Origin of the sequence: Acinetobacter sp. RUH 2624, from assembly GCF_000162375.2 — a bacterium.
Lineage (GTDB): Bacteria > Pseudomonadota > Gammaproteobacteria > Pseudomonadales > Moraxellaceae > Acinetobacter > Acinetobacter nosocomialis.
Genome location: NZ_KI391939.1, coordinates 1,283,669 through 1,296,736 on the forward strand (window position 1 = coordinate 1,283,669; position 13,068 = coordinate 1,296,736).

General features: G+C 38.5%; 14 protein-coding genes. 2 read left to right on the forward strand and 12 right to left on the reverse strand.

All coding sequences use genetic code 11. The annotated features are described in order from the left end of the window. From pcaF to HMPREF0014_RS12715, 6 genes are all read right to left on the reverse strand, one after another. A complete protein-coding gene (pcaF, locus tag HMPREF0014_RS12690) occupies positions 1-1,212 on the reverse strand; it encodes a 3-oxoadipyl-CoA thiolase (protein ID WP_004886988.1) in 1,212 nt (403 codons plus the stop codon). A 12-nt stretch (positions 1,213-1,224) separates the two neighbouring features. Next, positions 1,225-1,878, reverse strand: coding sequence for a 3-oxoacid CoA-transferase subunit B (locus tag HMPREF0014_RS12695; protein ID WP_004886986.1), 654 nt, complete (start codon positions 1,876-1,878; stop codon positions 1,225-1,227). A gap of 18 nt (positions 1,879-1,896) precedes the next feature. Further along, complete coding sequence (locus HMPREF0014_RS12700; RefSeq protein ID WP_004886985.1) at positions 1,897-2,568, reverse strand: 3-oxoacid CoA-transferase subunit A; 672 nt, start codon at positions 2,566-2,568, stop codon at positions 1,897-1,899. 349 nt (positions 2,569-2,917) lie between these two features. Further along, positions 2,918-3,634, reverse strand: a complete 717-nt coding sequence (gene ispD, locus HMPREF0014_RS12705) for a 2-C-methyl-D-erythritol 4-phosphate cytidylyltransferase (RefSeq protein WP_006580882.1) — start codon at positions 3,632-3,634, stop codon at positions 2,918-2,920. After that, a complete protein-coding gene (ftsB, locus tag HMPREF0014_RS12710; RefSeq protein WP_004701341.1) occupies positions 3,600-3,989 on the reverse strand; it encodes a cell division protein FtsB in 390 nt (129 codons plus the stop codon). The genes ispD and ftsB overlap by 35 nt, the downstream gene beginning before the upstream one ends. 232 nt (positions 3,990-4,221) lie before the next feature. Continuing rightward, positions 4,222-4,950, reverse strand: coding sequence for a sulfite exporter TauE/SafE family protein (locus HMPREF0014_RS12715; protein ID WP_004886978.1), 729 nt, complete (start codon positions 4,948-4,950; stop codon positions 4,222-4,224). A gap of 286 nt (positions 4,951-5,236) precedes the next feature. On the opposite strand from HMPREF0014_RS12715, the gene HMPREF0014_RS12720 reads away from it, so the two are divergent. Beyond that, positions 5,237-5,914, forward strand: a complete 678-nt coding sequence (locus HMPREF0014_RS12720) for a YetF domain-containing protein (RefSeq protein ID WP_004708522.1) — start codon at positions 5,237-5,239, stop codon at positions 5,912-5,914. Positions 5,915-6,009: 95 nt separating this feature from the next. Here the strand turns inward: HMPREF0014_RS12720 and eno are convergent, their stop codons facing one another. From eno to HMPREF0014_RS12735, 3 genes are read right to left on the reverse strand one after another with little or no spacing between them, the layout of a single operon-like run. Continuing rightward, positions 6,010-7,299 (reverse strand): phosphopyruvate hydratase, encoded by a 1,290-nt coding sequence (gene eno / locus HMPREF0014_RS12725; protein WP_004708520.1) that lies wholly within the window; start codon positions 7,297-7,299, stop codon positions 6,010-6,012. A 45-nt stretch (positions 7,300-7,344) separates the two neighbouring features. Further along, complete coding sequence (gene kdsA, locus HMPREF0014_RS12730) at positions 7,345-8,202, reverse strand: 3-deoxy-8-phosphooctulonate synthase (RefSeq protein ID WP_000080538.1); 858 nt, start codon at positions 8,200-8,202, stop codon at positions 7,345-7,347. 30 nt (positions 8,203-8,232) lie between these two features. Next, a complete protein-coding gene (locus tag HMPREF0014_RS12735; protein ID WP_002050609.1) occupies positions 8,233-9,870 on the reverse strand; it encodes a CTP synthase in 1,638 nt (545 codons plus the stop codon). A 223-nt stretch (positions 9,871-10,093) separates the two neighbouring features. On the opposite strand from HMPREF0014_RS12735, the gene HMPREF0014_RS12740 reads away from it, so the two are divergent. Further along, complete coding sequence (locus HMPREF0014_RS12740) at positions 10,094-10,582, forward strand: hypothetical protein (RefSeq protein WP_002050668.1); 489 nt, start codon at positions 10,094-10,096, stop codon at positions 10,580-10,582. Between the two features lie 189 nt (positions 10,583-10,771). On the opposite strand, the gene HMPREF0014_RS12745 is transcribed toward HMPREF0014_RS12740, so the two are convergent. The 3 genes from HMPREF0014_RS12745 to HMPREF0014_RS12755 are packed head-to-tail and all read right to left on the reverse strand — an operon-like array spanning position 10,772 to position 13,047. Next, positions 10,772-11,866, reverse strand: a complete 1,095-nt coding sequence (locus HMPREF0014_RS12745; RefSeq protein WP_020992236.1) for an alpha/beta fold hydrolase — start codon at positions 11,864-11,866, stop codon at positions 10,772-10,774. A 19-nt stretch (positions 11,867-11,885) separates the two neighbouring features. Next, complete coding sequence (locus tag HMPREF0014_RS12750) at positions 11,886-12,602, reverse strand: SGNH/GDSL hydrolase family protein (RefSeq protein ID WP_004886970.1); 717 nt, start codon at positions 12,600-12,602, stop codon at positions 11,886-11,888. Between the two features lie 37 nt (positions 12,603-12,639). Next, entirely contained in the window at positions 12,640-13,047 is a 408-nt protein-coding gene (locus HMPREF0014_RS12755) for a nuclear transport factor 2 family protein (RefSeq protein WP_004886968.1), read from the reverse strand. Between the last annotated feature and the right edge of the window lie 21 nt (positions 13,048-13,068).

A 13,068-nucleotide genomic window follows, 5' to 3' on the forward strand; every position in this document is an offset into this window, starting at 1 on the left:
TTAGACTCTCTCAATAATCAAAGCAATGCCTTGGCCTACACCAATACACATTGAACACAAGGCATAACGACCACCTGTTTGTTCAAGCTGGTTTAAGGCTGTGGTCACAAGGCGTGCACCTGAAGCACCCAGTGGATGACCTAATGCAATTGCTCCACCGTTTGGATTTACCTTGTCAGAATCATCTGGCAAACCTAAATCACGGGTCACTGCCAATGCCTGTGCAGCAAAGGCTTCATTCAGCTCAATTACATCCATCTGATCTAAAGTCAGGTTGGCTTGTTTAAGTAATTTTTTAATGGCTGGTGCTGGAGCAAAACCCATAATACGTGGTTCTACACCCACTGCTGTTGAAGCAATGATCTTGGCACGTGGTTTTAAGTTGTAAGCCTGAACTGCATCATCAGAAGCAATCAGCAATGCGGCTGCACCATCGTTAATCCCTGAAGCATTCCCCGCAGTGACCGTACCATCTGCTTTAACCACAGGTTTAAGTTTGCTTAAACCTTCAAGTGTGGTGGATGCACGTGGATGTTCATCAGTATCAATCACAACAGCCTCACCCTTACGCTGAGGGATTTCAACTGCCACAATTTCTTTAGAAAAAAAGCCTTTGGCTTGCGCGCTTGCGGTGCGTTGTTGGCTCACCAAGGCAAACTGGTCCTGATCTGCACGATTGACGTTGAACTGTTCAGCCACGTTTTCGGCAGTCTGGGGCATGGTATCTACACCATACAATTCTTTAAGTTTTGGGTTAATGAAGCGCCAACCCATAGTGGTGTCTTCAATCTTCTGGCTACGGCCAAAAGCACTGTCAGACTTACCCATTACATAAGGCGCACGGCTCATGCTTTCCACACCACCTGCAATCACCAAGTTCGCTTCACCTGCTTTAATGGCACGGGCAGCAATGGCAATGGCATCGAGTGATGAACCACACAAACGGTTAATGGTGGTTGCCGGAACCTGATAAGGTAACCCAGCAAGCAGTGCTGACATACGGCCCACGTTACGGTTATCTTCACCAGCTTGGTTGGCACAACCATAAATCACATCATCGACCTGTTCCCAATCTACACTTGGGTTACGCTGCATGAGGGCTTTAATGGGTACAGCACCAAGGTCATCGGCACGGATAGGTGCAAGGCCACCGGCATAACGGCCGAATGGAGTACGGATGGCATCGATGATATAAGCGTTTTTTAATGTCATTTCCCTACTTCCTTACCCTTGAGTCGCATCAATCAAAGTCGCACCCGTTAAAGCCTGCAACTCATCAAAGCTAAGACCTTCAACTTTCTCAATTACTTTTAAACCATCTTTGGTCACATCAATCACACACAGATCGGTGTAAATACGATCCACACAGTGCTTACCCGTTACCGGATAAGTGAGCTCAGCCACAATCTTTGGTTCACCTTGCTTGGTGACATGGTCTGTAGTGATAAATACTTTCTTGGCACCAACTGCCAAATCCATCGCACCACCCACCGCAGGAATCGCATCTGGCGCACCTGTATGCCAGTTCGCCAAGTCACCATTGGCTGCAACCTGAAAGGCACCAAGTACCGCTATATCAAGGTGACCACCACGCATCATCGCAAAGGAGTCGCCATGGTGGAAAAAGCTGCCGCCTTCTAGCATGGTCACAAACTCTTTACCCGCATTAATCAGTTCAGGGTCTTCTTCACCTGCCGCTGGTGGTGGGCCAAATGCCAATAGGCCATTTTCAGAATGAAGGAAAATATCTTTATCGTTAGGTAAGTAGCTGGCAATTTTAGTCGGTAAGCCAATGCCCAAGTTTACATAGGCGCCATCTGGAATATCTTGTGCCACACGTTGTGCAATCTGGTCACGGCTGAGTTTCTGGTAGCTCATGTTATTTCTCCTTATTGCTTACTGTGCGGGCTGTACTTGTACAACATGCTGTACAAAGATACCCGGGGTGATGATGTGCTCCGGATCTAATCCACCCAGCTCCACCACTTCAGAAACCTGAGCAATGGTGACATCCGCAGCCATGGCCATGATCGGGCCAAAGTTACGTGCAGATTTACGGTAAACCAAATTACCCCAGCGGTCGCCCTTATAGGCTTTAATCAAAGCGAAGTCAGCCTTGATCGGATATTCAAGTACGTAATCTTTACCATCAATCTCACGAGTTTCTTTGCCTTCGGCCAAAAGTGTTCCAAAGCCCGTTGGAGTAAATACAGCACCTAAACCCATACCTGCAGCTTGAATACGACAAGCCAGATTACCTTGCGGTACAACCTCAAGTTCCACCTTTCCGGCACGGTATAGTTCATCAAACACATAAGAATCTGACTGACGTGGGAAAGAACAGATCACTTTTTTTACTGAACCGGCCTTAAGCAGTTTAGCCAGACCATAGTCACCATTACCGGCATTGTTGCTCACAATGGTTAAGCCTTTAACACCGAGTTCAATCAGACCGTCAATGAGTTCAGCGGGTTGTCCTGCGGTACCAAAACCACCAATCAGAATGGTTGCACCATCTTTAATCTGCGATAAAACCTCGCTTAGTGAGGACTTACTTTTGTCAATCATTAGACAACTCCATTGTGCTCATTGAAGAAGAGATAGGTAAGAGAGTTAGGCACACTGAGGCGAGAAGAATAGATAAATATTTCACTCAATCCCGAGTGTTTCCCTTAGATTTCCCTTTTAATCATTTTTGATAATTTTCGTATTTTGATCTAGTAAGCTATATATAGTTTTGTTCGATTTAGGATTTTTTTGTTCGACTATCGAACATTATCTCAGTAAATTACTTAATCTATCTTATAAACTCAAGTTGTAAAAAAATACCAATAATTTTGGATAGATATGTATAAAACAACATATTTGCTTAGGCTATTTCATAAATAAAATAACCATCAGCACTGTATATAAAACCTTAAGACTGTGATTGTAAAATTAAACGAGCAAGTTCCAAATCATCAGGATAAGTAATTTTTATATTATCAGAGCGCCCCATGACCACTTGTACACTTTCGTCCACAGATTCAAGTGCACTCGCCTCATCGGTAATGGTCAAATTATTTTTTAATGCTGTTTCTATTGCTTTTTTAAGCGTGCCAATTTTAGCAATTTGGGGAGTTTGAGCCTGCCACAAAAGTTCTCGACTCACAGTTTTATCAATTTGGTGTTGTTTAGTTACTTGTTTTAGCGTATCGCGTACCGGAATTGCCAAAATAGCACTCTGGTTTGTTTCAACTGCGGTTTTAACAAGAGCACTAAGACATTCAAAAGTCACACAAGGTCGTGCAGCATCATGTACTAATACCCAGTCATTCTCATCCGCTATCTGCAATAGATAATTTAGAGCGTTTAATACTGAGTGCACACGTTCAGCACCACCATTACAAAAATGAGCCTTATATTTATCCTGAAAAGCTAAAGTCGAGGCAAAATTATCCTGTGCACCAATTGCTAAAACATAGCCACTTAATGGAAGTTGACTTAAACGTTTAACCGTATGTTCTAAAACAGTAGCGTCTTGAATGTATTGATATTGCTTTAATTCAGTTTTGGAGAACCGACTTCCCGAACCAGCAGCAGGGATAACTGCCCATAATTTAGTCTGGGATGTCTGGCGATGGAGGTGTCTCATTAGTTTCCAAATCTACTTTAGCGTTCGGGTCAATATAAATAGGCTTATAATTGGTACTAATTGTACTCATTTGAACAAATGTTTCATGAGGCTTAACTAAACCAAGATCAAGACGAGCATGCTCTTCTATTGCTTCTGTACCGTTTTTTAGGTCAAAAACCTCAGCTGCCAAAATGCGGTTTCGCTCTTTAAGCTCATCATTTACTTCGGCTTGCTGTTGGATCTGTTGCATAAGCGCTTGATGAGGAAAATAACCACCCTCACCTAACCAGAACTGATATTGCAATATAGCTACTAAAACAATAACCAGTAGCAATATAAGTTTGCTTGAAGTGGATCGAAATACTTCTAACATAGCATTAAGAGCTTTAATTAAAAACTTTTATTAAGTTTTTGTATTGTATGACAATTTACAAGCGACATGCAAAATTCCTGCAAAATTCCTGCAAAACGATGAATGATCATATTACTTTAAATTGACCATCGTAACATGTTTCATTTTGTCAAAATTAAACTCAATTGGAAAGGAAAATAATGTTTATAAACACAACTGTTTATAAATCAATCTATGTATATAAAAGTTACTCTTAAGAATGAGTAAAAACTGCAAATATCATAGAAAAACCAGCAACCGCCAACATGCAATCTAGCAATAAATTAAAAGTTTCCTCAGACATCTTTATTACAAATGTTTTACCAATATAATTACCAATGATTAAAGAAAAACCAACCGCAACTCCCGCAATTAAAATATTTTTCTGTAAAACACCTAGCACACCAAAAGTTAAGCTTTTTGTTACGTAAATTCCAAATGAAGCTGCCGCCTCTGTTGCCAAGAGAGCTCCCTTAGTTAAACCAAAACCATTAAAAACCGGAAGTAATAATGGACCTGTGGAGAATACTACACCAGTGATATAGCCAAGCACTCCACCTGCGACTATCATTTGCCATGAATTAAATTTAAAATTATGGCGTTTGGCATAATGCCTAATCGGTATTAAGCAAAAGAAAAAGAAACCTATACATAAGTTGGATAATATCGGTGACATAACCCATAAAGTATTGGCTCCCAGTATCGTTGCGGGTATGCCCAGACTCGTAAACAACAGAAATGCTTTAATATTAAGCTCTTTACGCCACAACACCACACGTGAAATATTCCCCATGATTGCGGCAATTGCCATAATAGGTACTGCAAGCTTCGCCCCAAAAATATAAGAAAGTATAGGCAACAAAATAATAGATGACCCAGTCCCTACTACCCCACTAATCAGTCCTGATAGAACCCCAATAACAGCAAGTGCTACATAGATCATAGGCCTAACCAAAATAATTATTCTTAAAAGTCTACAATAGTCTAGGTTTTAAAATCGTACTATAGCTCTGTTCTGTTTTAGTATTTAAAATTTGCATCTTAAAATACTTAATTACTTATCCAATTAGCCCTATAAAACTTATTAAATTTTTATTTGAAGCTATATAAAATCACATATTTCTTATATTTTTAACCAATAACTACCTAAAAAGTATACTTTTTTGCTTTCCATTTTGATAAGAATTTTAAATGTATTTTTGATACATATTTTAATAAGTGAGAAGAAGATGGATCTTTCTAACATTTTTATAGGTGACACAACGTGGACCTTTGTTTTAGAAATTTTAATCCGATGTACTGTGATGTTTATTATCATCATTACTTTTTTAAGACTATCTGGTAAACGTGGTATTCGACAACTTTCCTTATTCGAACTGGCTATTATTTTATGTTTAGGATCTGCTGCTGGTGATCCTATGTTTACTAAAGACTTACCTATTGCTCATGCATTTGTTGCTTTTGTAGCTATTATTTCTTTATACCGCCTCGTTACTTGGGGTATGGTAAAAAATAAAAAAATTGAAAATTTATTAGAAGGCCGAGCTCTCTGTGTCGTTAAGGACGGTCTCTTAGTTTATAAAGATTTCCAGAAACAAACATATTCTCATGACGAGTTTTTCTCGGAAATGCGCCAACAAAATGTAGAGCATTTAGGTCAAGTCCGAACAGCCTTACTTGAATCTGATGGTATTTTGAGTTTGCTTTATTATGAAGATGAAGACGTTAAATGGGGACTTCCTTTATTTCCAGATGCTTACCGCAAAGCTGATGTACTTAAAATTAATACTTTTTATTCTTGTATGAAATGCGGTGAAACAAAAATTTTAAACAAACTCGACCAAGAATGTTCTCGCTGTCATCATCATAGTTGGGCTGAATCTTTAAAAACTCGACGTTTAGGATAAATAAAAAAGTGCTATTCCCAAAAAAGAAATAGCACTTATATTTTAAATATTAATTTGTCATCAATATTTAAATCAGCAAAGTATTATTCAAAAGATTAGTTTAAACCTTTGAACTCAGCTTTACCGCGGTAAACCGCTTTAGTCAACTCTTCAATACGAAGTAATTGGTTATATTTAGAAACACGGTCAGAACGGCAAAGTGAACCAGTCTTGATTTGACCTGCTGCTGTACCAACTGCTAAATCAGCAATAGTTGAATCTTCTGTTTCACCAGAACGGTGAGAAATAACAGTCGTGTAACCATTTGCTTTAGCAAGGTAGATTGCATCTAAAGTTTCAGTCAATGTACCAATCTGGTTATATTTGATCAGAATTGAGTTACCTACTTTCTCATCAATACCACGTTGTAAAATCTTAGGATTAGTTACGAATAAATCATCACCAACCAATTGGATTTTATCACCAAGAATTGAAGTTAAATAGCTCCAGCCTTCCCAATCAGACTCATCTAAACCATCTTCAATAGAGATAATTGGATATTGCTTAACAAGACCAGCTAAGTAATCAGCAAATTGATTGCTTGTAAAAGACTTGTTGCCTTCACCTTCAAGAATATATTGACCATTCTTGTAGAATTCTGAAGATGCACAGTCAAGTGCAAGCATCATATCTGAACCAGCTTTATAACCAGTTTGCTCAATTGCTTGAAGAATTACAGTAATTGCTTCTTCGTTTGAACGAAGGTTAGGTGCAAAACCACCTTCATCACCTACAGCTGTATTCAAACCTTGTTTTTTAAGAACTGATTTCAAAGAATGGAATACTTCTGCACCAGCACGTAATGCTTCAGCAAATGAAGTAAAACCAACTGGCTCAATCATGAACTCTTGAATATCAACAGTGTTGTCTGCGTGAGCACCACCGTTCAAAATGTTCATCATTGGTACAGGCATAGTCAAAGTAGTTTGACCACGTAAGTTAGCAATATATTGGAACAATGGAAGTTTTTGTTCAGCTGCTGCTGCGTGAGCTGCTGCCAAAGATACTGCCAAAGTTGCATTCGCACCTAATTTAGATTTGTTTTCAGTACCGTCAAATGCAATCATTTTTTCATCAAGTGCTTTTTGATCAAAAACACTCTGACCAACAAGCAATTCATGAATTGAGCTATTTACATTCTGAACAGCAGTACGAACGCCTTTACCCAAGTAACGTGATTTGTCACCGTCACGAAGTTCTAAAGCTTCACGAGAACCAGTTGAAGCACCAGATGGTGCACATGCACGACCAACCACCCCAGATTCTAAGATGACGTCTGCTTCGATGGTTGGGTTACCACGAGAGTCCAAAATTTCACGTGCACGAATGTCAACGATTTGGCTCATGAACAATTCCTCAGTTGAATGAATAACGCGATGCAAGTTCCTGCATCAATGAGTATCTAACTTTTTGAATCCTTTAACTAAAGTATCCAATTCTTTTAGTTGTGCCAAGAATGGCTCAAGCTGCGACAGGCGCAATGCAGATGGTCCATCACATTTTGCTTTGTCTGGATCTGGATGAGACTCTAGGAATAATCCCGCTAAACCTGTTGCCATACCTGCACGCGCCAAAGTTGTAATTTGAGCACGGCGACCGCCAGCTGAGTCAGAACGACCACCTGGAGTTTGTAAAGCATGAGTCACGTCAAAGAATACTGGTACATTCATTTCTTTCATGATGTCAAAGCCAAGCATATCTACAACTAAATTGTTATAGCCAAATGCTGAGCCACGCTCACAAAGAATAAGTTTGTCATTTCCAGCTTCCAAACATTTATGCAAAATATGACGCATTTCATGAGGAGCTAAAAACTGTGCTTTTTTAATGTTGATAATAGCTTGAGTTTTAGCCATTGCTTCAACAAGATCAGTTTGACGACTTAAGAAAGCTGGAAGCTGGATAATATCAGCGACTTCGGCAACTGGTGCTGCCTGATATGGTTCGTGAACGTCGGTAATAATTGGAACATTAAAATGCTTTTTAATGTCACCTAACCATTCAATACCCTTTTCAAGTCCAGGACCACGGAATGAATGCAAACTAGAACGGTTTGCTTTATCAAAGCTCGCCTTAAATACATAAGGAATATCTAGGCGTTTACAAATATCAATATAAGTTTCAGCAATTTCAAAAGCTAAATCTTTTGACTCAAGTACGTTCATTCCGCCAAATAATACAAATGGCAAATGATTTGCCATTTGTATATCGCCTAAACGTACAACTTCTTGTGGTTTTAATTGTGACATTTAAACTTTCCCAGTTTATTTAAAATCGCATTACTTACTTTTTTGATGCTGTGTTTTTGCAGCGTCAATAAAACTAGCAAATAATGGATGTCCATCACGTGGTGAACTTGTAAATTCCGGGTGGAATTGTACAGCAATAAACCAAGGATGGTCAGGAATTTCTACAGTTTCAACCAAATGTTGTGCTGAAGAATAACCAGAAATCTTCATGCCCGCTTTTTCAATCGCCTCAATGAAACGATTATTCATTTCATAACGATGACGATGACGCTCAGTGATTTCAGCTTTTCCGTAGACTTCACGTGTTTTTGTGCCTTCAACCAATTCTGATTTTTGTGCACCTAAACGCATTGTTCCGCCTAAGTCAGACTCAAGGCTACGCTGTTGTAATTCACCACGCTCATCTAACCATTCAGTAATTAAACCAATGAGTGGATATTTTGTAGAACGGTTAAATTCTGTAGAAGATGCTTCTGGCATACCTGCAACATGGCGAGCATATTCAATAACTGCCAATTGCATACCTAAACAGATTCCTAAGAAAGGAATACGATTTTCACGTGCGTATTGAATAGCTTTCATTTTGCCTTCAGTACCACGTTCACCAAAACCACCTGGTACTAAAATTGCGTCAGCTGTACTTAAAATAGATACATCTTGGCTTTCAAGCTCTTCAGCGTTGACATAATCAATTTGTACTTTTACGCGATTTTTAATACCCGCATGTAACAATGCTTCGTTTACAGATTTATAAGCATCTGGTAACTCAACATATTTACCAACCATAGCTACACGTAAAGTGTATTCAGGGTTCAGTAATGCTTCTACTACATTGTCCCAATCCTCTAGATTTGCTTCTGGAAGATCATTAAATCCAAAACGCTCACAAATTAGATCATCAACGTTTTGTTCATAGAAGGTACGTGGAATTTGATAAATCGTTTTTGCATCTTTACATACCACTACAGCACGTGCTTCCACGTTAGTGAATAATGCAATTTTGCGTTTAGTATCAACATCTACATCATATTCAGTACGGCAGATAAGAATGTCTGGCTGAATACCGATTGAAAGTAACTCTTTTACAGAATGCTGAGTTGGTTTAGTTTTTAACTCTGCTGCCGACTTAATATATGGCAATAAAGTTAAATGCATAAGCATGGTACGTTTATGACCAAGCTCAACCATTAACTGACGAACCGATTCCATGAATGGTAAAGATTCGATATCACCTACGGTGCCACCAATCTCTACGATAGCAACATCGTAGCCTTCACCTGCGCGAAGAACACGTTCTTTAATATTATCGGTAATATGAGGAATAACCTGAACTGTACCACCTAAGTAATCACCACGACGTTCTTTATTTAAAACGTCTTGATATACACGACCACTAGTGAAGTTATTTAGTTTGGTCATTTTCGCGCGACGTAAGAAACGTTCGTAATAACCCAGATCCAGATCGGTTTCTGCACCATCTTCGGTAACAAAAACTTCACCATGCTGGAATGGGCTCATTGTCCCTGGATCGACATTAATATAAGGATCCATTTTAACCATTGTGACTTTTAAGCCACGAGCTTCCAAAAGTGCAGCAACAGAAGCAGCAGAAATACCTTTACCTAGCGATGAAACCACACCACCAGTGACAAAAATAAAATGGGTCATTAAGTTTCTCGTACAATCAAGCCGAAATCGGCCTACAATGTTTGGCAATTTTACTGTACTCTGCCCCTATAAAGCAAAGTCAAACCGCATCAATTCAAAGAACAATAAACAACTGGTTATTCTATCAGCATTTTTAATAAAAAATTAGCTCAATCTGACATGATTTTTTCATTGCTATTTACTGTTATAATGCCAATTCCTCAATTAAATGTTGTTTAGGGCAATGGCAAATAAAAAACTTTTAATCTGTGCTGCAATTGCGGCTGGACTATTGTTAACCGCATGCGTTAAAAAAGAGACACCGAAAGAAGAAGAGCAAGACAAGGTTGAAACTGCTGTTTCAGAACCTCAACCAGAGAAGCCTGCAAAATTTGAATCTTTAGAGAGTGTAGATACTCATCAAGAAGCTCAAGTTCCAGCGCAACCACAAGTTGAAGTTGAACGTGAAGAAACAACTAATACTACAACTGAAATTCGCCGAGAAACCCGTCCTGCGCATTCTGCTGAATCTTCACAGACACAAGTTGCTGAACAACCTAAATCTGAGACACCAAAGGTAGAACCTAAACCTGAAAAAAAACCTGAGCCTAAAGCAGAACCTAAACCTGAAAAGGCTCAGTCTAAACCAGCTAAGGCAACTGAGCCTGCGAAGACAGAAGATGACGCAGTTGCTGCTGCAATTGCTGCTGCAACACCAGCACTTAAAAACTAAGCTTCTGTTTTAATAATGCCCAAATTAATTTTTTTGATTTGGGCATTTATACAAAATTCATAATAAAAACAGATTAAATTCATTTAAATTTCAATTCAAAAACTTGGAAAAATGAAGCAATACCGCTCTTATTTTAAGATATAAAATAAAGCCCAAAATTTGAGCTTCACTTATATATTCAATAATTATCTATTTATTACGTTCAATTAGAAAATAATCAGACATAAGACGTGCTGCCCATGATGTACTGCGCCATCCTTCATAAAATGCACAATGACTTCCCTTTTTAGTTGTGACTACAGCAACAGTACTCATTTGCTGAATTGGCTCTTTATAAGGTTCTAAATTTTTAATAGAGCAAACAGGGTCATCTTCTGCATTAAGAATCATTAATGGAATTTTGATATTTTCAAACACATAAATCGGGTTAATAGATTTAGAGTAAGTCTCGTAATCTTGAAAACCTGCCATTTCAAAGTATTCTTTTTCAAATTCTTCTAAATTGGTCGTCGATAAGACTTTTTCTAAAGATGCTATTTTGCTCCACGTATTTTGATACGGATAAATAAAATACTTGAAGAGTTTTTTCGTCATCATTTTACTGTAAAAAGGATGAACATTTTTAAAACCAATTTCCGTGTTATAACCCGGGCACATCGCAAAAGCAGCTTTAAAAGGTGTATCTTCGCCTTGTTCACCTAAATAACGAACAAGCAAGCCAGTACCTGCTGAAGAACCTACTGCATATAAATCTGATGTCGGAAATAAACTTTGAATATAGTTAAGCTGTTCTTTTAAATCACTGGTAGATCCAAAAAGAGAAATTTGCGGCACAGGCATTGGCAAACCTGCGTGCCCACGGCGCAGGCATAGTGCAATTCGCCAGCCTGTATATTGATTCAAATCACGTACTAACTCACGCATACTTTCAGGCGTACCTGTAATAGTATGCATAATTACAATTGTTGGAGTATCTGCCGGTAAGTCATATCCATACCAAGCTATAGCGGTAATCCCACCATCACTCATGGTTAGTTGATCAATGCGGTCATACTCTAATTTTATTGATTGTTTTCTAATAAGATCAAAATAGAGTAAATGGACATGACTATTGGTTAACCAAGGCGTAGGTCGATATTTCTGTTTGAGTTGAGGAAGCTTCTCCAACACATCTTTTATTTGCCCTTGAGGATCATAATAAACTTTTGGATGCTCAGCACCTAACACTAAATCAAACAGCTCTGAACCGAAATCTTTAATTTTACTAAAAACAGATATGCCCATGTCCAATGACTACCTCTGACTATGAGTTAAATGATTGCCGCACTAAAGCAGCAACCTGCCTTCCCCAAATTGCGTAAACTTCCTTACTAGGATGAAAACCATCACTTGCCATTGTCAAATTCATGGCTTGAAAAGTTTCAATATCGTATTGAAGAAACTTAAACTGGCTCTGCGGTGCTAACCATTGTTGTAATTTTTGATTCATTTGCTCTGCATATTGCCCAAATAACCAAGCTAGTGGATTGGGTAAAGCAGGGAAATGTTGCATTGGAGGCACACCGGAAACGATAATCAACTTTGGCTGAAAACGTTTCTGTATGTGCTCAAATAATTGCTTCTGTTGTTTAATCCATGATTTAGCAGAAGTAAATTTCGTAACATCGTTTACACCAATAGATGTCACAATCACATCATACTTCTGCTCGTCTAAATGCTGTAAAGCATTAAAAACTTGTGGAGTTGTATCACCAGTTTTAGCATGAAGTTTCCATTGCAGGGAAAATTCATTTTGCAGTTCTTGAATAATAGCACCAGACAAGGCATCTTTCTGATTTTCTACACCGACACCTGCTGCGGCAGAATCTCCCAAAATAAGCAGGGATAAAGGCTTGCCTTGACCGATACAACCTTCTCGTTCACCTTTGGCTTCTGCTAAACGTGGCGTGTTCTTTCGAACTTTACTGCCTTGTACAAATAATACGGGCAATAAAAGCAATGTTGAAAGTTTTAACCACATTTTATATACCTCAATATTCTTAGGCTATTTAACAAAATTATTGAGGTTTAAATTGAGCTATTCTTATACCCATTTGCTCAGCTAATGCAGCTAAACCACTCATTGGACGAATCATTACTTCAAAATCAATAATTTTACCCTGTTCATTAAAACGAATCATGTCAATCCCTTTTAATGATTTATCACCTACATTCGCACTAAACTCCAGTACTACATTTTTACCATCTTCTGTGTAAAACTCTCTGTGATAGGTAAAATTTTGGAATACTTGAATCACATTAGTAAGAATAAAGAAAACAACTTGTCTTCCCTCATAAGGTTTATAAGCGACTGGTGAACGGAAAACGACTTCATCTGCCAGCAAATCATTTAAGTTCGATAAGTCATTTGATTTAACCATGTGATGCCATTTTTCTAATGACTGTTTAGTTGTTTCGAGTGTCATTTTTTATTTTTCCTTCAAATA